At 71.8% G+C, this 26532-nt stretch carries 26 protein-coding genes and 1 riboswitch; of the genes, 13 read left to right on the top strand and 13 right to left on the bottom strand.

The window, feature by feature from the left end; genetic code table 11:
* Positions 1-918: hypothetical protein (locus ACFQV6_RS31315; protein ID WP_378031233.1), on the top strand; the 918-nt coding region annotated here is incomplete at its 5' end.
* 30 nt (positions 919-948) lie between these two features.
* Here the strand turns inward: ACFQV6_RS31315 and ACFQV6_RS31310 are convergent.
* Positions 949-1638, bottom strand: coding sequence for a DNA polymerase beta superfamily protein (locus tag ACFQV6_RS31310; protein WP_378031232.1), 690 nt, complete (start codon positions 1636-1638; stop codon positions 949-951).
* Positions 1639-1654: 16 nt separating this feature from the next.
* Positions 1655-2650, bottom strand: coding sequence for an L-glyceraldehyde 3-phosphate reductase (gene mgrA, locus ACFQV6_RS31305; RefSeq protein ID WP_378031231.1), 996 nt, complete (start codon positions 2648-2650; stop codon positions 1655-1657).
* A gap of 60 nt (positions 2651-2710) precedes the next feature.
* Positions 2711-2815: riboswitch (glycine riboswitch) on the top strand.
* Positions 2816-2903: 88 nt separating this feature from the next.
* Between mgrA and gcvP the strand changes: the two genes are divergently transcribed.
* Positions 2904-5717 carry an aminomethyl-transferring glycine dehydrogenase gene (gene gcvP / locus ACFQV6_RS31300; protein ID WP_378031230.1) on the top strand — a complete coding sequence of 938 codons (2814 nt, stop codon included), beginning with the start codon at positions 2904-2906 and terminating at the stop codon, positions 5715-5717.
* Between the two features lie 94 nt (positions 5718-5811).
* On the opposite strand, the gene ACFQV6_RS31295 is transcribed toward gcvP, so the two are convergent.
* Entirely contained in the window at positions 5812-6012 is a 201-nt protein-coding gene (locus ACFQV6_RS31295; protein ID WP_378031229.1) for a DUF5999 family protein, read from the bottom strand.
* Positions 6013-6133: 121 nt separating this feature from the next.
* On the opposite strand from ACFQV6_RS31295, the gene ACFQV6_RS31290 reads away from it, so the two are divergent.
* From ACFQV6_RS31290 to ACFQV6_RS31250, 9 genes are all read left to right on the top strand, one after another.
* Positions 6134-7333 (top strand): chorismate-binding protein, encoded by a 1200-nt coding sequence (locus ACFQV6_RS31290; protein ID WP_378031238.1) that lies wholly within the window; start codon positions 6134-6136, stop codon positions 7331-7333.
* A 159-nt stretch (positions 7334-7492) separates the two neighbouring features.
* Entirely contained in the window at positions 7493-8068 is a 576-nt protein-coding gene (locus ACFQV6_RS31285) for a SigE family RNA polymerase sigma factor (protein ID WP_378031228.1), read from the top strand.
* Positions 8069-8130: 62 nt separating this feature from the next.
* A complete protein-coding gene (locus ACFQV6_RS31280) occupies positions 8131-8619 on the top strand; it encodes a peptide deformylase (RefSeq protein WP_378031227.1) in 489 nt (162 codons plus the stop codon).
* On the top strand, positions 8616-9275 hold the full coding sequence (locus tag ACFQV6_RS31275) for a class I SAM-dependent methyltransferase (RefSeq protein ID WP_378031226.1): 660 nt from the start codon (positions 8616-8618) through the stop codon (positions 9273-9275). Before ACFQV6_RS31280 ends, ACFQV6_RS31275 begins: the two co-directional genes overlap by 4 nt.
* A 296-nt stretch (positions 9276-9571) precedes the next feature.
* Entirely contained in the window at positions 9572-10054 is a 483-nt protein-coding gene (locus ACFQV6_RS31270) for a GNAT family N-acetyltransferase (RefSeq protein ID WP_378031225.1), read from the top strand.
* 97 nt (positions 10055-10151) lie between these two features.
* A complete protein-coding gene (locus tag ACFQV6_RS31265; protein WP_378031224.1) occupies positions 10152-10733 on the top strand; it encodes a DUF6226 family protein in 582 nt (193 codons plus the stop codon).
* Between the two features lie 21 nt (positions 10734-10754).
* Positions 10755-11555, top strand: coding sequence for a class I SAM-dependent methyltransferase (locus ACFQV6_RS31260; RefSeq protein WP_378031223.1), 801 nt, complete (start codon positions 10755-10757; stop codon positions 11553-11555).
* Positions 11552-12202, top strand: a complete 651-nt coding sequence (locus ACFQV6_RS31255; protein ID WP_378031222.1) for an HAD family hydrolase — start codon at positions 11552-11554, stop codon at positions 12200-12202. The genes ACFQV6_RS31260 and ACFQV6_RS31255 overlap by 4 nt, the downstream gene beginning before the upstream one ends.
* A gap of 340 nt (positions 12203-12542) precedes the next feature.
* Positions 12543-13664, top strand: coding sequence for a hypothetical protein (locus ACFQV6_RS31250; RefSeq protein WP_378031221.1), 1122 nt, complete (start codon positions 12543-12545; stop codon positions 13662-13664).
* A gap of 95 nt (positions 13665-13759) precedes the next feature.
* Here the strand turns inward: ACFQV6_RS31250 and ACFQV6_RS31245 are convergent, their stop codons facing one another.
* Genes ACFQV6_RS31245 through ACFQV6_RS31235 form a run of 3 tightly spaced genes read right to left on the bottom strand, consistent with a single transcriptional unit; the run spans position 13760 to position 18018 of the window.
* Positions 13760-14980, bottom strand: a complete 1221-nt coding sequence (locus ACFQV6_RS31245) for a type III PLP-dependent enzyme (RefSeq protein WP_378031220.1) — start codon at positions 14978-14980, stop codon at positions 13760-13762.
* Positions 14973-16553, bottom strand: coding sequence for an IucA/IucC family protein (locus ACFQV6_RS31240; RefSeq protein ID WP_378031219.1), 1581 nt, complete (start codon positions 16551-16553; stop codon positions 14973-14975). Before ACFQV6_RS31240 ends, ACFQV6_RS31245 begins: the two co-directional genes overlap by 8 nt.
* Before the next feature lie 22 nt (positions 16554-16575).
* The gene (locus ACFQV6_RS31235; RefSeq protein ID WP_378031218.1) at positions 16576-18018 is read right to left on the bottom strand and encodes an IucA/IucC family protein; all 1443 of its coding nucleotides are present in this window, start codon (positions 18016-18018) and stop codon (positions 16576-16578) included.
* Positions 18019-18213: 195 nt separating this feature from the next.
* On the opposite strand from ACFQV6_RS31235, the gene ACFQV6_RS31230 reads away from it, so the two are divergent.
* Positions 18214-18423 (top strand): hypothetical protein, encoded by a 210-nt coding sequence (locus tag ACFQV6_RS31230; protein ID WP_378031217.1) that lies wholly within the window; start codon positions 18214-18216, stop codon positions 18421-18423.
* A gap of 76 nt (positions 18424-18499) precedes the next feature.
* Here the strand turns inward: ACFQV6_RS31230 and ACFQV6_RS31225 are convergent, their stop codons facing one another.
* The 6 genes from ACFQV6_RS31225 to ACFQV6_RS31200 all read right to left on the bottom strand — a co-directional run bounded on the left by ACFQV6_RS31225 (position 18500) and on the right by ACFQV6_RS31200 (position 24703).
* Entirely contained in the window at positions 18500-20170 is a 1671-nt protein-coding gene (locus tag ACFQV6_RS31225) for an FAD-binding dehydrogenase (RefSeq protein WP_378031216.1), read from the bottom strand.
* A gap of 395 nt (positions 20171-20565) precedes the next feature.
* Entirely contained in the window at positions 20566-21216 is a 651-nt protein-coding gene (locus ACFQV6_RS31220; RefSeq protein ID WP_378031215.1) for a hypothetical protein, read from the bottom strand.
* 2 nt (positions 21217-21218) lie between these two features.
* Positions 21219-21875, bottom strand: coding sequence for a CGNR zinc finger domain-containing protein (locus tag ACFQV6_RS31215; RefSeq protein WP_378031214.1), 657 nt, complete (start codon positions 21873-21875; stop codon positions 21219-21221).
* Between the two features lie 68 nt (positions 21876-21943).
* Entirely contained in the window at positions 21944-22993 is a 1050-nt protein-coding gene (locus tag ACFQV6_RS31210) for a CU044_5270 family protein (RefSeq protein ID WP_378031213.1), read from the bottom strand.
* Positions 22993-23688, bottom strand: coding sequence for an RNA polymerase sigma factor (locus ACFQV6_RS31205; protein WP_378031212.1), 696 nt, complete (start codon positions 23686-23688; stop codon positions 22993-22995). Before ACFQV6_RS31205 ends, ACFQV6_RS31210 begins: the two co-directional genes overlap by 1 nt.
* 43 nt (positions 23689-23731) lie before the next feature.
* The gene (locus ACFQV6_RS31200; RefSeq protein WP_378031211.1) at positions 23732-24703 is read right to left on the bottom strand and encodes an NAD-dependent epimerase/dehydratase family protein; all 972 of its coding nucleotides are present in this window, start codon (positions 24701-24703) and stop codon (positions 23732-23734) included.
* Between the two features lie 97 nt (positions 24704-24800).
* Here ACFQV6_RS31200 and ACFQV6_RS31195 point away from each other — a divergent pair, with 97 nt between their 5' ends.
* A complete protein-coding gene (locus ACFQV6_RS31195) occupies positions 24801-25670 on the top strand; it encodes a GNAT family N-acetyltransferase (protein ID WP_378031210.1) in 870 nt (289 codons plus the stop codon).
* Between the two features lie 6 nt (positions 25671-25676).
* Here ACFQV6_RS31195 and ACFQV6_RS31190 read toward each other — a convergent pair whose 3' ends face one another.
* The gene (locus tag ACFQV6_RS31190) at positions 25677-26444 is read right to left on the bottom strand and encodes a lysophospholipid acyltransferase family protein (protein ID WP_378031209.1); all 768 of its coding nucleotides are present in this window, start codon (positions 26442-26444) and stop codon (positions 25677-25679) included.
* Between the last annotated feature and the right edge of the window lie 88 nt (positions 26445-26532).

Here is a 26532-nt window from a genome sequence, read left to right as displayed (position 1 = left end):
AGGGGGGGGGGCAGGGGTGGGGGGATGGGGGCTGTTGGGGTGGTGGCTTTGCTGCTCGGTGGGTGTGGGGAGGCGCGGGGGGACGCCGATGGCGGGGCGGGTGGGGACGGGAAGGCGGGGGAGCGGGAGCAGGCGCGGGAGGCTCTGGATCGGTATGAGGAGGCGGTTCGGGCGGGTGGGGGTGGGGCCCGGTTCGTGCCGGTGGGGGAGATCACCGGGCAGGTTGGGGAGTGGGAGGGTGCGGGCGCTGGTGACAGGAAGCGTTCGCTGGCGGCGGGGCGGGTGGTGGCCGGGAATGATCTGCCGGCCGCGCCTGAGGCGACCGGCGAGGTCACCTGGGCGGGCGGGGATACCGTCACGCTGCCGCTGATTTCGGCTACGCAGGCGGTGGACGAGATGGCGATGGCCGGCCATCCCGAGGATTGTCCCGAGTGTGAGCCGCTGGAAGCGATCGCCGCGCGGCTTGTCACGGTGCCGGTGGAGACCACGCGGGGCCGGGCCGAGGTGCCGGCGTGGGAGTACAGGCTCAAGGGCACCGCGGTGCGGATCACCCGGCCGGCGATTGCCCGTTCGGCCAGTGTGAAGATCACGCCGCCGTCGTGGGACCCCTACAACGCGCCTGGTGGGCTGGCGATCGACTCGGCGGCCACCAGCACGGGGAGCCGGGGAATGACCGTGTCGTTCACCGGTAGTCCGGGGCCGGGGTCGGAGCCGTGCGGCGCTGACTACACCGCTGAGGGGGTGGAGTCGGCTCACGCTGTCGTGGTCATCGTGGAGACCCATCCGCACGCGCCCGGTGAGACCTGCACGGACATCGGCGCGCACCGCACCGCGACGGTGGAGCTGAAGGAGCCGCTGGGGGAGCGCGCCGTCCTAGAGGTACAGCAGGGTCTCCCGGTCCCGGTGACGATCAGCTGAGTGGTGACGATCAGCTGACCGGCTGAGTGATCAGCCGAGGGCGGGGAAGCGCAGGTTGCGTTCCCGGATATGTCCGAGCAAGGACTCCACCCGGGCCCGGTCGGGACGGTCCGGCAGCCCGGAGGCCGCGGCCGCCTCGTCCAAATCGGCCAGCAGCTCCGCGGCCCACCCCGTGACCGTTTCCCACGCCACCTCGCCCCGCTTGACCGCGAGCAGCCGTTCCCGCAGGTGGCTGACGTCGACCAGGATCTCGCCGGTCCGCAGGACGTGCGCGCCGGCGTACAGCAGGCGGAGCATGTGCATGGCCTGCTTGTCGTTGATCTCTCCGGTGCGTTCCCGGCGGGTCGCGACGCGGTTGAGCTGGTCGCGGGCGTAGTTGCCGTACGTCTCGGCGACCCGGCGGGAGAGGAACGCCTGCCGGGTGTCGAGGAGTTCCTGGCCGTCAAGGGTGAGCTGTTCGACGATCGGGGACCAGAGCACTTCGAGCACTGTCGGGTTGGCCTGCAGAGCGAGGGTGCAGAACCGTTCGATCTCCCAGGAGAACTGTTCCTCGGCCGGCCCGTCGAGGTGGGTGGGCGGCTTGTCGAGGCTCCAGAGCGCGCGGGTCGGTGCCGCGTAGACGCCGCGGCGGTCGTGGTCGGATTCGGGACCCTGGAGTCCGTAGGCGCGGGATCCGACCACGACACCGAGGATCGTGTGCCGTTCGACGAGCTCGATCATGAGCCCGGACGGTACGTCACAGGTCGAGGACTGTCCCGTCGATTTCGTCGAGTTCGCCGGCGCTGAAGGGCGGGGCGGTGAGGGCGGCGATGTTGTCCTCGAGCTGTTCGACGCTGCTGGCGCCGATGATCAGGCTGGTCATCCGCGGGTCGCGCAGGGTCCAGGCGAGGGCCATCTGGGCGAGGGTCTGGCCGCGGCGCTTGGCGATGTCGTTGAGGGCGTGCAGCCGTCCCATGGTCTTGTCGTCGAGGGCGCTCTCGTTGAGGAAGACGCTGGTGCGGATGCGGGAGCCGTCGGGGATGCCGCCGAAGTAGCGGTCGGTGAGCAGGCCCTGTTGCAGCGGGCTGAACGCGATGCAGCCGGCGCCCGCCTCGGCCAGGGTGTCGAGCAGGTTGTCGTGTTCGATCCAGCGGTTGAGGATCGAGTAGGAGGGCTGGTGGATGAGCAGCGGCGTGCCGAGTTCGCGCAGGATGCGGGCGGCTTCGGCGGCTTCGGTGCTCTTGTAGTTGCTGATCCCGACGTATTGCGCCTTGCCGGCGCGGACGACCGCGTCGAGGGCGGCCATCGTCTCCTCGAGCGGGGTCTCGGGGTCGGGCCGGTGGTGGTAGAAGACGTCGACGTAGTCGAGGCCGAGCCGCTGGAGGGACTGGTCGAGCGAGGAGATCAGGTATTTGCGGGAGCCCCAGTCACCGTACGGGCCGTCCCACATGGTGTAGCCGGCCTTGGTGGAGATGATCAGCTCGTCGCGGTACGGCTTGAGGTCGGTGGCGAGCAGCCGCCCGAAGTTGCTCTCCGCGCTGCCCGGCGGGGGACCGTAGTTGTTCGCCAGGTCGAAGTGGGTGACGCCGAGGTCGAAGGCGCGGCGCACGATGTCGCGCTGCCGGTCGAGGGGGCGGGTGTCGCCGAAGTTGTGCCAGAGGCCGAGCGAGAGGGCGGGCAGTTTGAGCCCGCTCCGGCCGGCGCGTCGGTAGGTCATGCCGTCGTAGCGGTCAGCCGCAGGGAAGTACGTCACTCCTCCACCCTAGGGACGTGATCGGCGGGCATGCGCGCTGGTAGGTTGACTGGTGCCGGCTACACCCGCGCGGGAGAGACCACACGAGCGAGAAATCGGACGTGACGGCGCCGAAGGGGCAAATCCTCCCCGGAACCTCTCAGGCAAAAGGACCGCGTGGGCAGGCGACTCTGAAATGGCTGCGTCCTGAGAAACGTGGGTATGACAGAGGGGGAGGTTGCATGTCGACCTTCTCTAGCGCTGGAGTCGCCCCATGTCGTCGCCGTTCGTTTCCCGTCATATCGGTCCGGACCCGGACGAGCAGGCACACATGCTCAAGGCGATCGGGCAGGGTTCCCTCGAGGATCTGATGGACGCCGCGATCCCGGAGTCGATCCGCTGGCACGGTGACCTCGATCTGCCGGCCGGCATCTCCGAGGAGGAGACGATCGCCGAGCTGCGAGCGATCGCCGGGCGCAACACGGTCGCCACCTCGATGATCGGGCTGGGCTACTACGGCACCCACACGCCCGCGGTGATCAAGCGGAACGTGCTGGAGAACCCAGCGTGGTATACGGCTTACACGCCCTACCAGCCGGAGATCAGCCAGGGCCGTCTGGAGGCGCTGCTGAACTTCCAGACCCTGGTGACCGATCTGACCGGGCTGGCCACGGCGAACGCCTCGATGCTCGACGAGGCGACGGCCGTCGCTGAGGCGATGACGCTGGCGCGCCGTGCCTCCAAGAACAAGACCAATGTGTACGCGGTGGATGCCGACACCTTCCCGCAGACGCTGGCGATCCTGCGCACTCGGGCCGAACCGCTCGGCATCGACGTGCGGGTCGTCGACCTGGACGCCGGAGACGAGTTGCCGGCGGAGCTGTTCGGCCTGCACTTGCAGTATCCGGGAGCGTCCGGTGCGGTCCGGGACCACGCCGCCCTGGTGGAGGCGGCGCACGCCAAGGGTGCGCTGGTCACTGTTGCCGCTGACCTGCTGGCACTGACACTGCTGCGGGCACCCGGGGAGATCGGTGCGGACATCGCGGCGGGCACTTCGCAGCGGTTCGGCGTACCCCTCGGTTTCGGTGGCCCGCACGCCGGTTATCTGGCGGTGCGCAGCGGCCTGGAGCGGTCCCTGCCCGGCCGCCTCGTCGGTGTTTCGAAGGACGCCGACGGCGCCGCGGCCTACCGGCTGGCGCTGCAGACGCGCGAGCAGCACATCCGCCGGGAGAAGGCGACGAGCAACATCTGCACCGCCCAGGTCCTGCTCGCGGTGATGGCCAGCATGTACGCGGTGTACCACGGCCCGCACGGCCTGCGGGCGATCGCGCTGCGCACCCATCAGCGTGCCCGGGCCATCGCGGCGGGTCTCGCGGCGGCGCGGGTCGAGATGCCGCACGCCGCCTTCTTCGACACGGTGACGGCACGGGTGCCGGGCCGGGCCGCCGAGATCGTGGCGGCGGCCGCCGGGGCCGGGATCGACCTGCGCCTGGTCGACGCGGACCACGTCTCGGTGTCGGCCGACGAGACCACGACCGAGGCGCACGTGGCGACGGTCCTGTCGGTGTTCGGGGCGCCGGAGAAGACGACCGGTTCGAGGGTGATCCCGGAGGCGCTGGAGCGGACCACCGAGTACCTGACCCACCCGGTCTTCAACACCCACCACTCCGAGACCAGCATGCTGCGCTACCTGCGCAAGCTCTCGGACAAGGACTACGCGCTGGACCGCGGCATGATCCCGCTGGGCTCCTGCACGATGAAGCTGAACGCCACCACCGAGATGGAGGCGATCACCTGGCCGGAGTTCGCGAACATCCACCCGTTCGCGCCGGCCAACCAGACACAGGGGTACGAGGCCCTGGTGGCGCAGCTGGAGGAGTGGCTCGCCGAGATCACCGGGTACGACGCGGTGAGCGTCCAGCCGAACGCCGGCTCGCAGGGTGAGCTGGCCGGCCTGCTGGCGATCCGCGGCTACCACCGGTCCCGCGGTGAGGCGCACCGCGACGTGTGCCTGATCCCGTCCAGCGCGCACGGCACCAACGCGGCGAGCGCGGTGATGGCCGGTATGCGGGTCGTCGTCGTGGCCTGCGACGCGGACGGCAACGTCGACATGGCGGACCTGGACGCCAAGATCGAGAAGCACCGGGACGCGCTGGCCGCGATCATGGTGACCTACCCGTCGACCCATGGCGTCTACGAGACGTCGATCGCGGACCTGTGCGCGAAGGTGCACGACGCGGGCGGCCAGGTGTACGTCGACGGTGCCAACCTCAACGCCCTTGTCGGGTACGCGAAACCGGGCAAGTTCGGCGCCGACGTGTCACACCTGAACCTGCACAAGACGTTCTGCATCCCGCACGGCGGAGGTGGCCCCGGCGTCGGCCCGGTCGCGGTCCGCTCGCACCTGGCCGGTTTCCTGCCGGGCGACCCGCTGGAGCCGGGCGTCCACCACGCCGTGTCGGCGGCCGCGCACGGCTCGGCCGGGATCCTGCCGATCTCGTGGGCGTACGTGCGGATGATGGGACCGGACGGCCTGGCGGCGGCGACCGCTACCGCCGTGCTCACGGCCAACTACGTGGCGGCGCGGCTGCGCGAGCACTACCCGGTGCTCTACGCGGGTGACAACGGCCTGGTCGCGCACGAGTGCATCCTCGACCTGCGCCCGATCACCAAGGCCACCGGCGTCTCGGTGGACGACGTGGCGAAGCGGCTGATCGACTACGGGTTCCACGCGCCGACCATGTCGTTCCCGGTGGCCGGAACGCTGATGGTGGAGCCGACCGAGAGCGAGGACCTCGCCGAGCTGGACCGCTTCATCGCCGCGATGATCGCCATCAGGGGTGAGATCGACCAGGTCGCGGCGGGGGTGTGGCCCCGGGACGACAACCCCCTCGCGGGTGCGCCGCACACGGCCTCGGCGGTGTCGGCGGACGAGTGGAACCACCCTTACCCGCGGTCAGTGGCCGGTTACCCGGCGGGCGTGGACCGGGCGGCGAAATACTGGCCGCCGGTGCGCCGCATCGACGGGGCGTACGGGGACCGGAACCTGGTCTGCTCCTGCCCCTCGCCGGAGGCGTTCGAGAGCTGAACCGGCCGATCCGGTGGCGCGCAGGTCGTGGTCGCTTCGATCGCGGCCTGCGCGTCGTCTGACCCTGCGCAGTGATTACGCTGCGTTGCGTGAATCAGGCAGCCAGGGCGTGCACAGCGGGCCCGCGGTGCGGCTCGATCATGGTGCCGTCGGGGAGCAACTCGCCGGTGTCCTCGAAGACGATGACGCCGTTGCAGAGCAGGCTCCAGCCTTGCTCGCAAAACGTGACGAGGATCCGGGCGGCCTCACGGTCGGTCGCATCGGCAGGTGGGCAGGGAATCAGGTGCTGACACATCTTCGTGATCTCCGATTGGGGGCTGTGTGAAGGTTCACAAAGTCGGTGACGGACGTTACCTCACATCGAACGACAACGGTTCAACCCGGTGACGGGCTCCGTACGCCGGATCGCGTCTTTTATGGTCCACGGGATGGAGATCAACGACCACTCTCCGCGACCTCCTCTCGGCCCGCCGCCGGGTGCTCCGGCCGCCTGCCAAGCCCGTCACCACGTGTTGCGTGTGTTCCGATGGCATCGGGGTGATCCCGGTGACCCTGCCGAGCTTGTCTCCGGATTTCTCGCCGATAACGGACTACCGGTGCGAAGTCTTGGCCGAACGGGTGACAAAGATAAGACGTTCGGCGATGGCACTATTTGCGGCGCAGCACTCTACGTATCCGCTGACGCCGGTTCTGTAATGGCCGGAGGGTCGGTCGGGGCGGCGTCGCCGGTGCCCGGGATTCCCGACGTATATGCGGTTGTCTACGGACATACCCGTGAATCGGCGCCGATGGTGCCCCAGAGCGGCCGCTGGCGGCTCGGGTCCTGGATCGAGAGCTGGACCCGGGAGGAGCACGCGTCGGCGGTCGAGCGGGTGCGTGCGGCGATCGGGCGGGGCGACGTCTATCAGGTGAACGTGGTCGGGCACGGGTCCGCGCCGTACACCGGTGACCCCGGCCCGGCACTGCGGCGGGTCGCGGCCCTTCCCGGCGCCCGCTACGGCGGTGTGCTCGGCGGAGACGGCTGGGCGCTGGCGACGGCTTCCCCGGAGACCCTGGTCGAGGTCCGGGACGGGCGGGTGATCACCCGCCCGATCAAGGGCACCCGTCCGGCGACCGCGGCGGGCCGGCGGGAACTGCTCGAGTCGGCCAAGGAACGCGCCGAGCACGTCATGATCGTCGACCTGGAGCGCAACGACCTGGCCAGGCTGCCCGGTACGGGAGCGGTCCGGGTGGAAGAGCTTTTCGCCGTACGGCAATGGTGTGATCTTTGGCAGGCGGAGTCGGTCGTGTCCGCCTCCCTGGACGGCGACGTAGGCCTCGCTGATCTTCTCCGGGCGGTGTGCCCGGGCGGCAGCGTGACCGGCGCCCCCAAGCTCGCCGCCCTCGCCGAGATCGCCCGCCTGGAACCGGTCGGCCGCGGCGTCAGCATGGGCGCCCTCGGCTGGATCGGTCCCGGCCACCTCGATCTGGGGCTGAGTATTCGCACCGTCGCGGTCGACGGCAGCCGCGCCCACGCCTGGGCCGGCGGCGGCATCACCGCGGACAGCGACCCGATCGCCGAGGTCGACGAGGCCGCCGCGAAGACCGCCCCGATCCGGGCCGCGCTCGCTCTTTGACAGGCCCCGCACAGCGGGGCCCGAGCCTTCTCTACCTAATGCGTGCCACTGTCGGCGTCCGCCCCCACGAACTGGGGCCGAGCGCGTAACTTGGCCCACGCGCGCAGCGCAGACGGTCCACAGTGGCAAACCCCACGGTGGCTGGCCAGAGAAGGCGACATGCTTGAACTCCTCGATCCACCGGACATCCGTGTCAGGACCGGCCGGTCCGGCATCCGGATGCGCCTCACCGCGCCGCCCGGCCCCGCCCAGCGCGAGCAGTTCGCGCGCTTCGCACAATCCTGGACGCCGCGGCTCTACAGCAGCGCGTTCCAGCTCTGCCGCGACTGGCATCTCGCCCAGGACCTGACCCAGACCACGCTGACCAAGCTCTTCGTGAATTGGAGCCGGGCTGCGAGCAGTGACAACCTTCCGGCGTACGCCCAGAAGGTCCTCCTTCGTGTCTACCTGGACCACCGGCGCCGGCGCAGCTCCAGCGAGGCCGTTCCGGGGCGGCTGCGGGAACCGGCCTACACGATGAGCCCCGAGCTGCGGCTGACCATGCTCGACGCGCTCGACCAGCTGCCGGCGCGGGACCGGGCGATAGTGCTCCTGCGGTACTTCGCCGATCTGAGCGTGGAGCAGGTCGCCGCGGAGCTGGGGGTGCCGGTGACGGTGGTGAAGAGCCAGACCCGGCGGTCGCTGATGAAGTTGCGGGAGATGTTGCGGGGGGATCGGGCGGCTTTGTTCGCCTGACGCCTGCCTGCCTCATGCCCGCCTGATGCTCGTGCTGGTAATGAGCCGTTAGCCTTCGGGGCATGACAGTTCGGCCGATTCGGCTCTACGGTGACCCGGTCCTGCGTACGCCCGCCGACCCGGTCACCGAGTTCGGCGCGCAGTTGCGCGAGCTCGTCCGTGACCTGGAGGAGACGGTTCGTGAACCGGGCCGGGCGGGGTTGGCGGCGCCGCAGATCGGGGTGAGCCTGCGAGTGTTCTCCTACAACGTGGGCGGCGAGGTCGGGCATCTGGTGAACCCGGTCCTGTCGGACTTCGGCGGGGAACAGGAGGACGACGAGGCGTGCCTGTCGCTGCCGGGTATGGGGTTCTCGACCCGGCGGGCCATGACTGTGGTCGCGACCGGGTTCGATCAGCACGGGGAGCCGTCGGTGATCGAGGGGAGTGGGTTTCTGGCTCGGGCGCTGCAGCACGAGATGGATCATTTGGACGGGCGGCTGTACATCGACACGCTGACCGGGGATGTGCGGCGGCAGGCTCTTCGGGAGTTGCGCCGGGTGGTGTCGCGATGAGCGCCTCTCCCTCTTCCTCGTCCGGTGCTCCTTTGATCGGCTATCGGGAGATTGCGGCGGCGGGGACGGCGACCGGGTGGTTCGAGACGCTCTATGCCGAGGCGCGGGCCGGGCGTGCGGAAGTGCCGTGGGACGTGCCCGAGGCCAGCGCGCACCTGCGCGACTTCCCGCTGCCGGCCGGTGACGGGCGGCGCGCGCTGGTGGTCGGCTGCGGTGCGGGGCGTGACGCCGAGCACCTCGCAGCGGCCGGGTACGAGACGACGGCCTTCGACATCGCACCCACCGCCATCGAACTCGCCCGCAGCCGTCACGCCGGTTCCCCCGTCTCGTACGTCGTCGCCGACCTGCTCGACCCACCGGCCGGCTGGCACCACGCGTTCGACCTGGTCCTGGAGAGCAACAACCTCCAGGCCCTTCCGGCCGGCCTGCGGGCCCGCGCGATCCCGGCCGTCGGCACGTTCGTCGCACCGGGCGGCACCCTGCTCGTCCTGGCCGCCGCGGCGGTCGCCGGCGAGGGCGACGGGCCGCCGTGGCCGCTGACCCGCGAGGAGATCGACGCTTTCGCCGCCGACGGCCTGCGGCAGGAGTCGGTCGAGCACACGGCCACGCCCGACACCCGGTTCCCCGGCCGGTGGCGGGCGGTGTTCCGCCGCTGACGCCCAGCTGGCCGGACCGGCTGGTGCTCAGAGGGGTGTTCGAGCGTGGAAGGGCCCGCTCGGTGCCAGCTGGCTGGGTCGGCTGGTGCTGAGAGGGGTGTTCGAGCGCGAGAAGGCCCGCTCGGTGCCAGCTGGCCGGCTCGGCTGGTGCTCAGAGGGGTGTTCGAGCGCGAAAAGGCCCGCTCAGCGCCGGCCGGGCCGTGACGAACCGGCCGGGCCGTGACGAACCGGCTGGGCGGAGTGAGGCACGCGGGGCGGTCCGGGGGCGGGCCGGGGTGTGGGGTACAAACGGAGCCGTGCGGAAGATCGTGGTGGATGACCTGAGTGGCCCGCGGATCGCGGCCCTGTTGCGGGAGCACGTGGACGAGATGCGGTCGGCCTCACCGCCGGAGAGCGTGCACGCCCTCGACCTCGACGGGTTGCGGCGGCCCGAGGTGACGGTCTGGTCCGTGTACGACGGGGACGAGCTGGTCGGCTGCGGTGCCCTCAAGGAGCTCGGTCCCACCAGCGGCGAGGTGAAGTCGATGCGTACGGCGCCGGCTGCCCAGCGTCGCGGCGTGGCGTCGGCGGTGCTCACCCATCTGACGGAGGAGGCCCGCCGCCGCGGTTACGCCCGCCTCTACCTGGAAACCGGTTCGATGGACTTCTTCGCACCGGCCCGCGCTCTCTACACCAGGTTCGGGTTCCGGCTCTGCGAGCCGTTCGGCGACTACCTGCCGGACCCGAACAGCGTCCACATGGAACTCGCCCTCAGCCCGCGCTCGCGTCCAGTTCCTTGACCGACGCGGGCCTGCGGGTGGTGGGCGTGCGCCGCACTCCCGGCCTGCGCCGTGTCCGGCAGCTGCTGGGATCTTTGGCGGTCATGCCGTGAGGCGTGTGGAAGAGCGCTATGCCGCCCTTGGCATGCCGTCGTGGCCGAACCCGCACGCCGGCCGGGACGCCTCCGACGAGGAGTACTCGCGTGTCACCGACCCGGCCCGGTACCGGATCCTGCACGCTCGCGCTCGGGTGTGGACGTCGGTGCTCGCCGAGCTGCCCGGGGTGCGCGTCGAGGGGGAGCGGATCACCTCCGAGCGGCCCGGCACGCTGCCGCTGTTCCTGGCGGCGAGCCTGGTGCCGCTGACCGGCCAGGACGGTGAGCTGCCGGTGCTGCAGATCAGCGCGGGGCGCCCGGACGTCGTCGTGGACCGGCAGCCGGACTGCGGTTGCGACGCCTGCGACTGGGGGTCCGAGGATCTCCTGGAGACCGTTGACGAGCGGATCCGGATGATCGTCGGCGGGCCGTTCGTGGCGCTCAAGGGTGACGGCTGGCAGGCGCAGTGGTGGCCGGAGGGCGGGAGCGTCTCGACGCGGGAGGACTTCGAGGCGACCATGGACCTCTGCCGCCGGGTGTCGGCCGGGGAGGATGTGGAGCTGCCGCCGGGGACAGAGGTGTTCGCGGGGCGGTCCTGGTCGTGACGTACCACTAATCTTGGCGGGATGATTACCGGCTGGGAGTGGGACGAGACGCTGTTCGCCGGGGCCGCTGAGCACTATCTGCGCGGGCGGGTGCCGTACGCGCCGGGGTTCGCGGCGACCCTCGGTGAGATCCTGAGCGGGCGGGTGCTGGACGTCGGCTGCGGCCCGGGAAACGTGACTCTCGCCCTGGCGCCGTACTTTCCCGAGGTCGTCGGCCTGGACCCGGACCCCGGCATGCTGGCCGAGGCCCGGCGGGAGGCCGCCCGCCGCGAGGTGGCGAACGTGCGCTGGGTCCGGGCCCGCGCCGAGGACCTGCCCGCCGGCCTGGGCGAGTTCCAGGCGGTGGTGTTCGCCTCCTCGTTCCACTGGATGGACCAGGAGCGGGTTGCCGCGACAGTGCTGACGATGCTTCCGCCGAGCGGTGCGTTCGTGCACATCTCGGATCAGAAGGACGCGCCGATGCCGACGTCCGTGCCCTACGCCGCCATCGCCGAGCTGGTCCGGCGGTTCCTGGGCCCGGTCCGGCGCGCCGGTCAGGGCCGGATCCTCAGCGGCGAGACCCCCGGCGGGGAGGAGCTTGTCATCGAACGCGCCGGCTTCGGCGGGCTCGAACGTCACATCGTGCCCGCCGGTCAGGTGCTCGAGCGTGGCGAGGACGACGTGGTGGCGTGGACGTTCTCCCAGTCGGGGTCGGCGCCGCACCTGTTCGGTGAGCGTCTCGGCGAGTTCGAGGGGGAGCTGCGGGGGCTGCTGCGGGCGGCGGGCGGCCGGTTCACCGAGCACGTGCCGCCCACCGACATCCGGATCTGGCGCCGGCCGTGAGCCGCGGAGCGGTCTTCTTCGACGTCGACGGGACTCTCGTACCCGGCACCAGCAGTGGGCAGCACCTGGCCGGGCTGCTCGGGCATGTCGCGGCGCTGCGGGAGGCGGAGGCCGCCTACGACGCCGGGACCATGACCAACCAGGAGGCGTCGGTGATCGACGCCCGCGGCTGGACCGGTCGCACCCCGGCCGAGGTCACCGCGTACCTGGCCGGGTTGCCGCTGGTAACCGGCATCGACGCGACCGTCGCGTGGTGCCGCGCCCACAACCTGGTCCCGTTCCTCGCCACCCTCGCCTGGGACGTCGTCGGTGCTGATCTGTGCCGGCGGTTCGGGTTCGCCCGCGCGTGTGGCCCGAGCCTGGAGGTGGTCCGCGGCTCCTACACCGGCCGGGTCCTCACCCACTTCGACGAGTGGGGCAAGCGAGACTTCGCCCGCTCCGCGGCCGCCGCGCTGGGCCTCGACTTGTCCCACTGCGCCGCCGTCGGTGACAGCCGCTCCGACCTGCCCCTGTTTGCCGACACCGGCTTCTCGGTCGCCTTCAACGCCACCCCGGCCGCCCGCGCCGCCGCCTCAGCCCGCGCCGACGGCCCCGACCTGCGAGCCGTCCTGCCACACCTCGAACACTGGCTCACCACTTCATCCTAGGATGCCTTAGAGGCAGTGCGACAGGTCGCACCAAACCCAGAAAGACGGCTTCGCCGACAACACCTTTCTCGTACGCCCGGAGCACAGCCCTCCACCGCCCGCCTCGTGACCGCTCAGCCTCGTTACCGCGCGGCTTGCCCCGCTCGGCTGGCGCTCATCCATGGAATAGCCGCCGGATAGCCTGCGTGGCTGCCAGCCGGGCGGGACTCGCCGATCGGGCCGTCCGGTCGTGGGGGTGGGGTGGGCGAACAGGGGATGCGCGAGGGGGGACCGCTGGGCTCACAATGGCTGGCCCGCGACGGCCGGGTACCGGAGACGGGGACCCCTCGGAGCTGCGACTTTGACCGATATCCGTGAGCCGCACGGCCGCCCGGAGGAGCACCACGCACAGGCGACGGCGCGCCGGGCGGTGACTGAGGGGGCCGGGCGCCGGGCGGTGGCTGAGGGGATGGCTCGGTGGGCGGCGGGGAACGGGGCGTTGCCGCATTTTCTGTTCCGGCCGGAGGAGCCGGGGGCCACGCTGCTGCTGTCGGGGGAGCGGGGCGTGATGGTGCAGGTGGTGCGGCGTACCGAGCCGAATGCCTGGGCGGTGCGGGAGCAGGCCTGGTTGGCCGAGCAGGTGGCGGCGGCGGGGCGGCGGCTTGATCAGGGCTGGGTGGGGCGGCAGTGGTTCGGCAGTGAGCGGGGCGGGAGGGTCGAGGTTGATCCGGCGGCGGTGACCTGGTCGGGGGTGCTGCTGGTTGATCATCCGGCGTTGCCGCCCGGGGTGCAGCTGGTGCGGGAGGCGGCGCGGGGGCCGCTGGTGGTGTTTCTGCGGCGCGACTGGGAGTTGTTGTTGCACGAGTTGCGGTCGGCGGCTGCTGTGGTGCGCTGTCTGGACTGGCTGGCGGGGCGGGTGCCGGGGGAGGAGGTTCCGGCGCATTTCGCGTGGCTGACGGTCGCCGCGGATCTGCCCGCGCGGATGCCGGCGGGGCCTCTTCCGGAGATGCCGCTGCTGGTGGACGACCTGCCGGGGCACGCGGTGATCAGCCGGATGCTGGAGTATGTGGCGGCCGGTTCGCTGGACGAAGCGGTCCGGCACCGGTTGCTGTCGCTGATCGACGGGTTTCCGCTGGAGCACCGGGCCGGCCTGGGGGACTGGGCGGCGGAGGCGATTCACGCCGGGGGAGCGGCTCGGGTGCGGACGTTCAGTTTTCCGGGAAGCCGCTGTCAGTACGTTCTCGCGGTGGCGGGCAGCTTCAGCGAGGCACTGGCCGGACCGTTCGACGATCTTGTGCAGTTGCGGCATCACGAGGCCCGTAAGCGGTCGCTCTCCACGTTCGGCTTTGTGCTGGTGCCTGATGCCGCCCAACCCGGCTGGCCCTACCTGATCGCCCATTTCACCTGGGTACAGGGCCCGGTGGACCTCACCCCCGACGACCTCTCCAGGATTCGGACGATCTGGTCCGATCTTCCATCCTAGGATGCCCCACGGAATGTGCGGCAAGCCGCACCCAATCCGAACAAGAAGGACGGCTTCGCCGACGACCCATGAAGACCAGGTCAGAGGAGGACCGGTCAGAGGAGGACGAACTCGGGTGGGTCGTGGCGCAGGAAGTCGTGGTGGGAGATGTCCCAGCCGTACGCGCCGGCCCGCCCGAAGACCAGCAGGTCACCGGCTCGCAGCGAGTCGACGTGCTGGTTGCGGGTGAGGACGTCGCGGGGGGTGCAGAGTTCGCCGACGGCGTCGATCGCGGTGCCGGTGACGGCGGGGCGCGGGTAGGGGCGGTCCCAGGTGTCGATCGGCAGGACGGTGAACGGGTGGCTGTATCCCCAGGCGGCGGGTAGCCGGAAGTGGTGGGTGCCGCCGCGCAGGACGGCGAAGGTGCGGCCGTGGGTGGTTTTCAGGTCGAGGACCTCGGCGGCGTACCAGCCGGCGTCGGCGGTGAGGTAGCGGCCGGGTTCGACGATCAATTCCACGCCGCGGGGGACGGTGACCCGGGACAGTGGGGTCAGGTCGATCGACGCGGTGGTGAGGTAGTCGACGCCGAGTCCGCCGCCGGCGTTGACCACGCGCAGGTCGATGTCGTGTGCCGCGGCGGTGGCGGTGGACCAGGTGATGGCTTCGGTGAGGAAGTCGGCGTGTGCGGTGCCGTCGAGGTTGTTGGAGACGGCGTGCAGGTGGAAGCCGATGACGCGCAGGCCGGGCGGTATGCCGGTCAGGACGGTGCCGAGCTGGGCGGCGTCGATGCCGAACGGGGTGGGTGTTCCGGTCATGGTGTGGCTGCCGGCGAGGGCGGGGCCGGGCCGGTTGACGCGCAGGCAGATGTCGGCGTGCAGGCCGAGGCCGGCGAGGCGGTTCAGTTCGTGGGTGCTTTCGACGTTGAGCAGGGCGCCGGCGTGGACGGCGGCGGCGAGTTCGGCGTCGGTTTTGGCGGGGCCGCCGAAGGCGATGCGGCGGGCGCCGGCGTCGAGGGCGAGCTGGAGTTCTCCGTGGGAGGCGACTTCGAGTCCGTCGCACGCCCTGGCGAGGGTTCGGATGACTATCGGGTGACCGTTGGCTTTCACCGCGTACAAGATCGTGGTTGTCGGGGGAAGCGCTGCCCGTAGTCTGCCGGCGGCCGCGCGCAGGGCCTGGGTGTCGTAGAGATAGGCGCAGACCGGCGCCGGCAGGCGACGCAGTGCGCCCGTGACGTGCGCCGGAAGCTCAGCCACGGTGGGGGCAGCGGCCGTGACGTGCGCGGGAAGCTCAGCCACGGTGGGGGCAGCGGCCGTGACGTGCGCCGGAAGCTCAGCCATGGAGGGGGTTGCTGACCGGGAGGTAGATGTCGCCTTCGCCGGCGAGGCGCATGCGGACGAGGGCTTTGTGGGGGACTGCCGGTGCGGTCAGGGTGGCGTGGTCGGGGTGCCCGCCGATCTGGTCGTAGGTTTCGTCGACGACGTCGCGGATGATGCGCCAGGCCCGGTCCTCGGGGAGGGCGTGGGTTTGCTGGAGGCGGATGACGAGTTCGCCGAGGTGGGCTTGCAGGGCGGTGTAGCCGAGTTTGGCGAGCAACAGTTCGGTGTCGCCGGTGCCGACGACGGAGCCGGGCCACAGGTCGAGGGTGTGCCCGGCGGCGGTGAGGCGGCCGGGGTGCAGGCGCAGGCCGGCGAAGTCGCGCAGGGCGAGGCGGTGGGGGCGGCCGGCGATGAAGGTGGGCAGGCAGTTCTGCAGGTGGGCTTCGAGGGCGACGCCGCGGGTGGCGAGGCGCAGCAGTGGTGGCAGGAGCAGCCGGGTGTATGCGGTGAGCCAGGCTGCGGGGCCGTGGCCGTAGGTGTCGACGAGGCCGGCCAGGACGGTGGTGCCGGTGGCCGGGTCGTGGGCGGGCAGGGCGCTGCCGGGGATGGCGTGTTCGCCGTCGGTGAGGCGGCCGGTGAGGGCGTCGCGGGCGATGGCGGACAGGTCGCGGCCGCTGCCGGCGGGTACGGCGGCGCCGCCGGTTTCGGCGAGCAGGATGAGGCGGTGGCCGTCGGGGTCGTCGGCGGTGAGGCGGTGCAGCAGGTGGGAGAGGGCGGGGCCGTTGCGGGTGCTGGCGATGCTGATGCTGCGGCGGGTGGAGGTGACCTGGATGTCGAGGGACAGTTTCAGGTAGGTGTTGGTGCCGGGCAGGTAGAGGGTGCGCAGGGCGGCGGTGGGTTCGGCGTCGAGGGTGCCGTCCAGGTGCTGCAGGACGCCGTCGGTGAAGTAGGTGGCGTACCGGCTGGTGATGAGGTCGCGTTGCCAGGTGTGTACGGGCTGGGTGCGGTAGCCGGTGGGTGCGGGTGGCAGGCCGAGTTGGGTGCCGAGGTCGTCGCCGAGGTGGTGGTCGTCGCGGACGGCGATCAAGCCGATGGTGGTGGGGCCGGCTTCGAGGTCGTGGGTGAGAACGTCGACGGTGTCCCAGCCGAGGCGGGTGCGGCCGCAGGGGTGCAGGTTGTGGCCGGCGACGGCGAGGCGTTCGAGGCGGATGGCGTCCTGGTCGGGGTTGGCTGTGGGTGGTGCGGGCCGGAATCGGGCCAGGGCGATGGCCAGGTTGATCACGGCGTTGCGGATTTCGGCGGCGAAGCTGTCCAGGCCGGCGCTGTCGAGGCCGGCGAGTAGTTCGACCGGGTCGCCGACGCCGGAGCCGGCGTATTCGACGTGGTTGAAGGCGTGCCGGGTGCCACCGGCGGAGGCGGGTGTCAGGTTTTCGCGGGTGAGGGCGGCGCGCAGGCGGCGGCCGACGGTGTCGGCGGCGTGCGGGAGCTGGGCGAGGAACCCGTCGGCGAGGTGCGGGGCGTGGACGGCGAGGGCGGCCTCGGTGTGTGCGGCGGCCGTGGCGAGGCGGCCGGTGCTGACGCTGCGGATGATCATGTGGGGTCCTTCCGCGGGTGGCTCACTGCGCCGCCATGGGGTTGGGCTGGTGTGTCCAGATGTCGGTGAGCGGGTCGGCGGCGAGCCGCATCGCGGTGGTGGCCTTGACCGGTAGCGGGTCGGTGAGCAGGTGGGTGACGTCCGGGGTGGCGGTTTCCCGGATGGCGGCGGCGAGCAGGTGCCAGAGACGTTCGGGTTCGGTGCCGTGGTGCTCGCTGAGGGCGGTGATCAGTTGCTGGGCGACGGTGCCGAGGGCGGCGGCGGCGAGTTTGGTGCGCAGTTCGGTGTCGTCGCCGGTGGGCAGGTCGCCGTGCAGGTCCGGGGGGTCGAGGCCGGCGGCTGTGAGGCGGCCGGCGTGCACGCGGACACCGCCGAGGTCGCGGTAGAGGCTGCGGACGGCGCGGCCGTGGGCGAGCACGACGAGGGTGTTCTGGCCGTGCGCCTCCAGCGCGACGCCGCGGTGCAGCACGCGCGCCAGGGGCGCGAACAGGACTCTGCCGAGGTCTTTCACGAAGGTGTACGGGTGACCTGCCGTTGTCATCAGGATCGGTGAGGTGGCCAGGACTCCGAGGGGTACGGCGATCTCGCCCGGTCCGAGGTGGGGTGCCGCGCGGATCAGGTGGGCGAGGTGCCGGTCGGGGCCGTGTTCGGTGATGACGGCGCCGGCTTCGGTCTCGGTGAGCACGTCCAGGGGCAGGTCGGCGGTGAGTTTCGTGAGCAGGGCGGACAGGCGGGGGCCGTTGTGGACGGCGGCGGGGGAGACGGTGCGCACGGCGGAGGTCATCTGGATGTCGACGGCGGTTTTGATGTGCGGGCCGCCGTCCAGCGGTGCGACGGTGCGCAGGGACATCAGGGGGCGTACCGGGCCGGTGGGGCCGTCGTCGGTGAGCCAGGGGTAGCGGTGGCGCAGGCGGGCAGCCTGCCAGGGGTGGGCGAGCAGGATCGGGGCGGCGGTGCCGTACCAGCGGTCCGGGGGGACCCGGAGCCGGCGCAGGTGGATGACGGGGCGGTGTTCGGGGGCGTAGGTGAGGACGTCGGCGACGGTCATGCCGGTGCGGGTGCGGCAGCAGGGGTGCAGGGGGTGCCCGTCGACGAGCATCTGCTCGAGGTGGCCGAGGGCGGCGGGGTCGGCCGGGTCGGGCAGGTGTTCGGGGGTGGCGGCGGCGCGGGCCAGGGCTAGGTTGGCGACGCTGTTGGCGATTTCGGGGATCAGGCGGGTGCCGGGCCAGAGGCGGGCGGTGAGTTCGACCGGGTCCTCGCCGCTCTGGTCGGTGCCCGGCGGGTGGGGCAGGGGTTCGTGTGCGAGGGCGTGCCGGAGCCGGGACATGATGGCGGCGCGGGCGCCGGGTAGCGCCGCGTCGTAGCGTTCCAGCAGGTCGGGGCGGATGCCGGCGAGCTGGTCGCGGGTTTGCGCCGGGTCGGCGGTGTGCCGGCGGGGCGTGGTGTCGGCGGGTTGGTGCGGCACTCCACCATTGTCGCGGTAGCGGACCGGGGCGTCCGCGCCAGCGTTGCCGGGGGCGAGCCAGGCCACAGCGGGGCCGCACGGTGGCGCGGGAACCTTGATGTCAGGTGATATTTTCGTGGAGGAAGTTGGTTGTGCATCCTTCGTGGTGGGCTGCCGGATCGTCAGCCTTTCCGCCCGCGTCCCGGGAGTGCTGCGATGACGAGCGACAACACGCCCCCGGGCGCCGCAGGTCTCGGGGTCTGGGGAAATCTCGGGGTCTGGATCGCATTTGGCTCTGCGTTCGGCCTCATCGTCGGGTTGTTCTTCGACAACGCCGGTCTCGGTCTCGCGCTGGGTCCGGGCGTGGCTGTGGCCGTCTGGGCCGTCGTCGTCGCGCAACGGAATGACGCCGGCGAATCCAGTTGAACGGCGGGTTCTTCACCCACGCCCTGGGCTGTGCAGGCGCACACGCAACGTCATCGTGTGCGCCTGGCGCGCCTGCTCAGAGGGTGCGGGCGACGTGCCGCCCGGCAGCGCGCCCGGAGAACAGGCACCCGCCCAGGAACGTCCCCTCCAGGGCGTTGTACCCGTGCACCCCGCCCCCGCCGAACCCGGCCACCTCACCGGCCGCGTACAGGCCGCCGACCGGCTGCCCGTCGGCGCCGAGGACGCGGGAGTCCAGGTCGGTCTGGATGCCGCCGAGCGTCTTGCGGGTCAGCACGTGCAGCTTCACCCCGATCAGCGGACCGGCCGCCGGGTCGAGGATGCGGTGCGGCACCGACGTACGGCCGATCCGGTCACCCAGGTAGCGGCGCGAGTTGTGAATGCCCTGGATCTGGGCGTCCTTGGTGACCTTGTTGGCGATCTGCCGGTCCCGTGACTCGACCTGCGCGCGGATCCACGCCGGGTCCAGCAGGGGTTGCTCGGTCAGTTTGTTCATCCCGGCGACCAGGTCCTCCAGGCCGTCGGCGACCACGAAGTCCGGGCCGTGGTCCTTGAACGCCTGGACCGGTGCCGGGGCGCCCTTGCCGAACAGCCGCTCCTTCATGAAGGCCCGGCGGTCCTTCGCGGTCAGATCCGGGTTCTGTTCGGACCCGGACAGCGCGAACTCCTTCTCGATCATCCGCTGGGAGAGCAGGAACCAGGAATGGTCGTACCCGGCGATCTCCGGGTTGGTCCGCAGGTAGCGCAGCGTGCCCAGGGTGTCGTAGCTGGGGAAGTACGGTGCGGGCAGCCGCCGGCCGAGCGCATCGAACCACATCGGGGACGGCGCGGACAGGATCCGGATGCCGTGGCCGGGCCACACCGGGTTCCAGTTGCGGACCCCTTCGACGTAGTGCCACATCCGGTCCCGGTTGACCAGCCGCGCCCCGGCCGTCTCGGCGATGCCGAGCATCCGCCCGTCCACGTACGCCGGCACCCCGGTCACCATCGTGCGCGGTGCGGTGCCCAGGCGCGGCGGCCAGTACTGCCGGACCAGGTCGTGGTTGGCACCGATCCCGCCGGACGTGACGATCACCGCCTGTGCCCGCAGCTCGAACTCGCCGACCGGTGTCCGGTTCGACGGCACGCCGCGTGCCGACTCGTCCGGTGCCAGCAGGGTGCCGCGGACCCCGGTCACCGTGCCGCCCTCGACGATCAGCTCGTCCACCCGGTGCCGGTGGTGGAATCGCAGCAGCCCCGCCGACCGGGCCGCCAGCGCCGAGTTCGTGAACGGCTCGACCACGCCGGTGCCCGTACCCCAGGTGATGTGGAATCGTGGCACCGAGTTGCCGTGCCCGCCCGCGCGCAGGTCACCGCGTTCGGCCCAGCCGGCGAACGGCAGCCAGCCCATCCCCATCGACTCGAGCCAGGCCCGTTTCTCGCCGGCGGCGAATTCCACATACGCCCGGGCCCAGCGGACCGCCCAGCTGTCCTCGTCGCCGAGGCGGTCGAAGCCGGCGCTGGACTGCCAGTCCGCCCACGCCAGTTCCACGTCGTCACGGATCCGCGCCCGCCGCTGCTCGGGGCTGCCGACGAAGAACAGCCCGCCGAACGACCACCAGGCCTGACCGCCCAGGTTCTCCGCGTTCTCCTGGTCGAGCAGCGCTACCTTCTTGCCGGCGGCGGTGAGCTCGTGCGCGGCAGCCAACCCGGCCAGCCCGGCCCCCACAACGATGACATCCGCATCCACGAGATCTCCCTATTTCACGGCGTGCTGTTGTGTGCTGTTTTCGCAGGGCGTGACGGCCGCCACTGAACACGAGAACTTATCGGATTTGCCGCGCGTTTGAAACGACCCACCGCGCAATGGGGGGGGTCCCGCCGCGCAATGGGGGAGTGCTGATCTCGCGCTTACTTCTTTTTTCGTACGCTGGACGCAGAGCTCTCCTCTGCTCCTCCACGCGACCACCCATGCCGGGTCAAGGCCGCGACGCGCCTTGCGGCCGCTGCGCGCGGGTTCCCCCGCCACCCTTCCCGCCCGGCCGACGCCCCGCCACTCGGGTGCCGCCCCGGAGCATCAGCGCGGCGGAGCGTCAGCGCTACCCTCGGCGGAGACACCACGCCCGCAGCCCTCGAGTGCCACGATCAGAGCGGATACCCGATCCCGCGCAGGTCCTCAGCGAGATCGGCAGCCGTCAGGTCCGGGTTGAGCCGGCGGATCAGCTCCGCCGTCAGCGGCCGCCCCGCGAACACCTCCCGCACCGCCGCCACGTCGACCTGCTCCTCGTAGTAGTCCTCGGCGAACTCCACGTACCCCTCCGGAGTCCCCTCGACGAGCATGTCGAACAGCCAGTCAGCCCCGTCCGGTTCCTCGTCCTCGGGGAACTCGATCCGCCCGTGATGCCACCGCTCGTCCCCGGCCTGCCGCCACAGGCACACCGTCGCACCCCAGCTGAACGCCGGCTCGGCGACCAGCTCCGCGAACACCTCGGGTACCGCGTCGAGCACTCCCGGCCACGCCCGCCCCCCGTTGGCGGCCGGGCTCATCGGCGACTCGTGATCCAGTCCCCGCACATACGCCCCGGCGGACGAGAACACGATCGACCACTCGTCGCCGGAGCCGTTGCGCATCGACGCCAGCTCCTGGCCCGGTGCCCAGTGCGCGTCGAACGAGTAGTAGCGGTCCTCCCACGCCGGGCTGAGGATCGCGTCGAGGGTGGCGAGGGCGCGGCAGCGGTCGCGCAGCACGGTGATGTCCGGCAGGGCGGCGGCGACGTCGATTACGGTCACCGCCACATTCAACCCCGGCTGTGGCGGCGGGCCGTCTGCCGGGTGACCTTGGCGTCGGTGCCGCAGGTGTCCATGCTGCACCAGCGCCGGCTGCGGTTCTTGCTGGTGTCGAGGAACAGCCCCGTGCACCGTTCCCGGGCGGCGCACCGTTTGACCCGGTCCAGCGGGCCGCCGGTGAGCAGGGCGATCGCGGAGGTGGCAGCCGGCCACCAGGCCCGGTCGAGGTGGTCGGTGGCGAGCGCCCACGAGTGACCGGATGCCCCGGGGGCCAGGGCGGACCTGCCAGGGCTCAAGCCGTACCCGCCGGGGGCCAGGCCGGGTTTGCCGGGGGCCAGAGTGGCGGCGGCCATTGCGCCGGCGTACCCCCGCTGGATGAACGCGAGATCCGCCGCCGCCGGCGGCACGTCCCCGGCGCAGACCCGGTAGATCGCCCCGCGCAGCCGCATCGCGGCGGTGAACGACGCCTCGGCGGCCTGCGGGCGGGCCTTGGCGAGGGTGACCAGGTGGCGGGTTCCGGCACGATCAAGAACGTCGGCGTACGCCGCCCAGCGCACCAGATCCGGATAGCCGAACAGGTGCTCCTCCCGGTGCGCAAGCTCCCTCGCCTCGACCGTGTTCGCGAAGTCCAGGCAGGTCAGCCCGCCGTACAGGGCCGGAAAACCCACGCTTCCACCTAACGCCGTTTGACCGGTAACAAATCCCCATGTTACCGGTCAAAAGCGTTTAGCCGGAATCACCTCGCCGGGCGTTCCCACGGATGATCCACCACGGCGTAGCGCACCGTGCTGGAGCCGATCACCGTGCCGGCGGCCATGCCGTCCATCGCCTCGGTCAGCCGGGTCCGCTCGCCGACGAACGACCCGGTCACCGGGTCGACGACGATCTCCTTACGCTGCCCGGCGGCGCTGATCCCCAGCGCGGTGCCGGTGTGCCCGTCCAGCGTCGCCCGCCGTTCGGTGATCTCCAGAGTGGGCAGGTACGCCAGCGCCCGGTACAGCGCCGCCCGCACCACCGCCGGGAGCATCCCGCTGCGCAGAGCGTCCGCCGCGTACACGAGCACCTCCTGGTCCGGATCTTGACCGTGGCCCTCGGTGTCGGCGCGCAACCGCTCGAACAACGCGCCCGGGTCACGGGGCAGCGCCGCGACGAACATGCCGGTGGGCTGCTGCCAGTTGCCCTGCGCACCGCAACGGCCGCCCTGGCCGGGATGGAACTCGCCGCAGGCGCCGCTGAGCCGCTCCGGCTGCGACCGGACGGTTTCCAGGCCGGCGTCCTCGACCTGCCTGTCGGTTCCGGACAGGCGGGTGCGCTCGCCGGTGTCGGTGCGCAGCTGGAACCAGACGCCGGCCGGGTCGGCGGGAACCCACATCTCGTCGCGGGTGCCGAAGAGCACGGCCGCCGGCGGGGCCAGGCCCACGTTCACGGCGTGCGTGGCGATGTACCGGTATTTTCCGGGCGGGACGGGCTCGTCGACCGTACGGATCTGGGCGTCCGCGGCGGTGGACAGCGTCTGCGCCACCTCGACCATCGCGGTCCGGTCAGAGGTGTCCCGTTCAGCGGTGTCCCGGGCGACCAGCACCGCCCCGGAAGCCGCCAGCGCGAACACCGCCGCCGCGGCGAGCAGCTTGCGCCGCCCTCCACCGCCCGCCACCAGCCCGTTGTCGCCGACTACCTCGCGCAGGACCCGGGCGCGGACCCGCCGCAGCGCCTCCGGATCCCGCACCGGATCCCGCGGCGGCACCGGATAAAGCTCCTGAACAGCGACATCGATCTCGTCGGTCATCATCCGGCTTCCCCTGATCTCTCGCTCCCCGGCGTGCTTCCCGGTGTGCTTCCTGGTGTGCTTCCTGGCGTGTTCTCCGGCGTGATCGCGGCCCGCAGCCCGCGGCGGACCCGGTGCAGCCGGGACCGCACGGTGCCCTCCGGAATACCGAGCGCGGCGGCGATCTCCCGCGTGTCGAGCCCGGCGAGGCTGCTCAGCAGCAGCACCTCCCGGTCCCCGCCGGGCAGCGCGGCGAGGGCGGCCGCCAGACCGGCCAGGCGGGTACGGGCGTCCAGCCGCTCCGCCACCCGATCCTGCTCACCGTCCACCGGCCGGGCCTGCCCCGACAGCCGCTGCGACACGCGCTGCTGCTGCGCCTGCGTACGGTGGTGCCGGCGCAGCAGGTTCACCGCGATCCCGTACAGCCACGCCCGCGCGGTTCCCCGCTCCGGCCGGTAGTCGCCGCGCGCCGACCACGCCGTCAGGAACGTCTCGGCCACCAGATCCTCGGCCTGCACCGCCTCCACCTGCCGGGCCAGATAGCGCCACAGCCCGCCGGCGTGCTCGTCGAAGATCGCAGCGAACCGGGCCGCCGCGTCAGGCCCGGTCAACCCCGATCCGCCGGTCAACCCCGATCCGCCGGGCGGCGGCGGCCCGCCGGGCGGGTCCGACGCGGTCATCACCGGGGCCGCCGCCCCGGCCAGTCGTAACTTCATGCCAGGTATTGCCACCAGAGGCCGCGCGCGTTCACGCCGCCTCTCACAAGCCGGCCAGGACCTTGGCCTCCACCTCCGGGTCCAGCCCGACCGGCGGCCGGTCGGTACGCAGCGGCGCCGGCCCGTCCAGCGCCGACAGCCACGCCCAGGTGTCGGCGACGGTCTCGCGCACCGGCCGGCAGCGCAGCCCCGCCGCGAGCGCCTTCGACACGTCACCGCGGTGCATGAAGTCGTGCTCCGGGCCCGGCGGCAGCCACACCGGCAGCTGGGTCCACGCCTCGATCCCGGCGCCGAGGATCACCTCCGGTTCGGCCCAGCGCAGCTCGGCACGCCCGCCGGTCACCTCGGCGGCGGTCTCCAGCAGCTCACCCATCGTGGTGTGGCCGGGTTCGCTGACGACGTTGTACGCGCCGGTGTGCCCGGCCGCCGCCGCGTCCAGGACGAAGCCGGCCAGGTCGCGGGCGTCCACGTACTGCAGGGGCAGCTCACGCGGCCCGGGCGCCAGGGCCGGGCCGCCACGCCGCAGCCGGCGCAGCCACCACGGCAGCCGGCCGACGTCCTCGTGCGGCCCGAGGATCAGCCCGGCCCGGGCCAGCAGCAGCGGACCGCCGAACGCGGCGGCCGCCTGCTCCCCGCGCAGCTTGTCCCCGGCATAACCCGGATCGGCGGGGTCGGCGAGGAGCCCCTCCTCGGTCAGCGGCGCCTGCTGCCCGTACCGGTAGACCGACCGGCTCGACACGTACGTGAAATGCCCGGCCCGCCCGGCGAGCAGCCGCGCCGCCGCCTCGATCGGCTCAGCGCCCGCGGACCACGTGTCCACCACCGCGTCCCAGGTGCCGCCGCCGAGCGCGGCCAGCCCGCCGGGGGCGAGGCGGTCACCGAGCAGGGTGTGCGCGCCGGGCACCGGATCACGCCGGCCCCGGTTGAACACCGTCACCGTGTCACCGCGGGCCACCGCCTGCTCGGCGAGCGTACGGCCGACGAAACCACTGCCTCCGAGAACCAGAATCCGCATGCCCCGACACTGCCCGACACCCGTACCGCGGGCCTAGAACCTCTGCCGTCGGCAGATTCTCTGACACAGGTCAGAGAACATCGCCTAGCATCGGCACATGCAGGCCGACCACATCGAACGGGTGCGCGACTTCAACCGCTACTACACCCAGCGCCTGGGCATCCTCACCGACCACTACCTGGGCCAGCAGCGCCCCCTCGGCCAGGCCCGGCTGCTGTTCGAGATCGGCGCCGGCTGCGACGTGCGGGAGCTGCGCGAACGCCTCGGCCTGGACTCCGGCTACCTGAGCCGGCTGCTGCGCGCCCTCGCCGACCAGCAGCTGCTCACCGTGCGCGCCCACCCCGGCGACGGCCGGGTCCGCATCGCCGAACTCACCGAGACCGGCCACGCCGAGCGCGCCGAGCTGGACCGCCGCTCCCGCGACGGCATCGCCGACCTGCTCGCCGGGCTCACCGAAACCCAGCGCGACCAGCTGCTCACCGCCCAGGCGCAGATCCGCCGGCTGCTGCGGCTGGCCACCGTCACGATCACCCCGGTGCCGCCCGCCGACCCGGCCGCCCGCGCCTGCCTCACCCGGTATGCCGCCGAACTCGCCGCCCGCTTCCCGGAAGGCTACGACCCGGCCGCCCTCACCGAACCCGCCCGGGTCGACGGCACCCAGCTGCTGGCCACCGAGGACGGCCAGTCCGCCGGCTGCGGCCTGTGGGCCCACCTCGAACCCGGGATCGCGGAGATCCGGCACCTGTGGGTCGCCCCGCACGCCCGCGGCCTCGGCCTGGGCCGGCGCCTGCTGCTCGCCCTCGAAGACGACGCCGCCGCCCACGGCGTCACCACCGTGCGGCTGGGCACCCACCAGGCGCTGACCGAGGCGATCGCCCTCTACACCGCCGGCGGCTACCGGCCGATCGCCGACTACAGCGGCTCGATCTACAACCAGCTCGCCTTCGAGAAGACCCTGCAGCCGTGACCGGTATCAGTCGCCGGCCCGGGGCCGCACCCGCGACATGTCCCGCGGCCTGCTGCGATCCACGAAATGCGGCATACGCATCTCCCCGGCCCGCAGCGGCGCCAGAGCCTCGTCGATCCCCTCCATGATCAGCCGGGTGGCCTGCACCGCCCGCGCACCCGCCGAACCGTGCACCCCCGCCAGATCCACCGGCTTGCCGAACCCCACCCGCACCACCGGCCGGCGCACCAGCGCCCGCAGCAGCGGCAGCATCATCCGCCGTGGCGCCACGTAGGGCAGGATCGCGTGCGCACCCCACTGCGCCACCGGCAGCACCGGCGCACCCGTGATGTCGGCCATCCGGGCCACACCCGTCTTGCCCCGCTCCGGCCACATCCACGGATCCAGCCCGATCCGCCCCTCCGGGTAGACCAGCACCATCGCGTTCTCCCCGAGCGCCGCACCGGCGGCATCCAGCGCGTTCGCCGCATGCACGGTGTTGCGATCCACCCGGATGTGCCCACACGCCCGCATGATCGAACCGAGCACCGGCGCGTCGAACACCCCACCGGTCGCCATGATCCGCGGCGTCAGGCCGGCTTGGTGGCAGGCCGCCACCATCACCAGCGGATCGAACGGGCTGACATGATTCGCCGCCAGGATCACCGGGCCACCACGCAACTGGGCGGGCACGGTGCCGTACACCCGCAGCCGGCACAACGGGAACACGACGATCCGCGACAGGGCGAGCAGCACCCGCCACAGCAGCGGCGCCCGCCAGGAAGACATCTCCATGAGGCGGCCATGATGCCACGCGATCCGCAGCGGCCTCCATCGGCGGGCGCTCTCTTTCCAACAACCTTTCTTGTACGACCCACGCACA

It is taken from the genome of Actinoplanes sp. GCM10030250 (genome assembly GCF_042666575.1).
Taxonomy (GTDB): Bacteria; Actinomycetota; Actinomycetes; order Mycobacteriales; family Micromonosporaceae; genus Actinoplanes.
This window is presented reverse-complemented; position numbering and strand designations above follow the sequence as displayed.

Bases quoted from the DNA above. Each gene is read 5' to 3' on its own strand.
- ACFQV6_RS31260 (WP_378031223.1), top strand. From the start codon at position 10,755: ATGATTACCGGCTGGGAGTGGGACGAGACGCTGTTCGCCGGGGCCGCT.
- ACFQV6_RS31275 (WP_378031226.1), top strand. From the start codon at position 8,616: ATGAGCGCCTCTCCCTCTTCCTCGTCCGGTGCTCCTTTGATCGGCTAT.
- ACFQV6_RS31280 (WP_378031227.1), top strand. From the start codon at position 8,131: ATGACAGTTCGGCCGATTCGGCTCTACGGTGACCCGGTCCTGCGTACG.
- ACFQV6_RS31205 (WP_378031212.1), bottom strand. From the start codon at position 23,688: ATGAAGTTACGACTGGCCGGGGCGGCGGCCCCGGTGATGACCGCGTCG.
- ACFQV6_RS31285 (WP_378031228.1), top strand. From the start codon at position 7,493: ATGCTTGAACTCCTCGATCCACCGGACATCCGTGTCAGGACCGGCCGG.
- ACFQV6_RS31245 (WP_378031220.1), bottom strand. From the start codon at position 14,980: ATGGCTGAGCTTCCGGCGCACGTCACGGCCGCTGCCCCCACCGTGGCT.
- ACFQV6_RS31230 (WP_378031217.1), top strand. From the start codon at position 18,214: ATGACGAGCGACAACACGCCCCCGGGCGCCGCAGGTCTCGGGGTCTGG.
- ACFQV6_RS31200 (WP_378031211.1), bottom strand. From the start codon at position 24,703: ATGCGGATTCTGGTTCTCGGAGGCAGTGGTTTCGTCGGCCGTACGCTC.
- ACFQV6_RS31210 (WP_378031213.1), bottom strand. From the start codon at position 22,993: ATGACCGACGAGATCGATGTCGCTGTTCAGGAGCTTTATCCGGTGCCG.
- ACFQV6_RS31195 (WP_378031210.1), top strand. From the start codon at position 24,801: ATGCAGGCCGACCACATCGAACGGGTGCGCGACTTCAACCGCTACTAC.
- ACFQV6_RS31240 (WP_378031219.1), bottom strand. From the start codon at position 16,553: ATGATCATCCGCAGCGTCAGCACCGGCCGCCTCGCCACGGCCGCCGCA.
- ACFQV6_RS31310 (WP_378031232.1), bottom strand. From the start codon at position 1,638: ATGATCGAGCTCGTCGAACGGCACACGATCCTCGGTGTCGTGGTCGGA.
- gcvP (WP_378031230.1), top strand. From the start codon at position 2,904: ATGTCGTCGCCGTTCGTTTCCCGTCATATCGGTCCGGACCCGGACGAG.
- ACFQV6_RS31190 (WP_378031209.1), bottom strand. From the start codon at position 26,444: ATGGAGATGTCTTCCTGGCGGGCGCCGCTGCTGTGGCGGGTGCTGCTC.
- ACFQV6_RS31295 (WP_378031229.1), bottom strand. From the start codon at position 6,012: ATGTGTCAGCACCTGATTCCCTGCCCACCTGCCGATGCGACCGACCGT.
- ACFQV6_RS31290 (WP_378031238.1), top strand. From the start codon at position 6,134: ATGGTCCACGGGATGGAGATCAACGACCACTCTCCGCGACCTCCTCTC.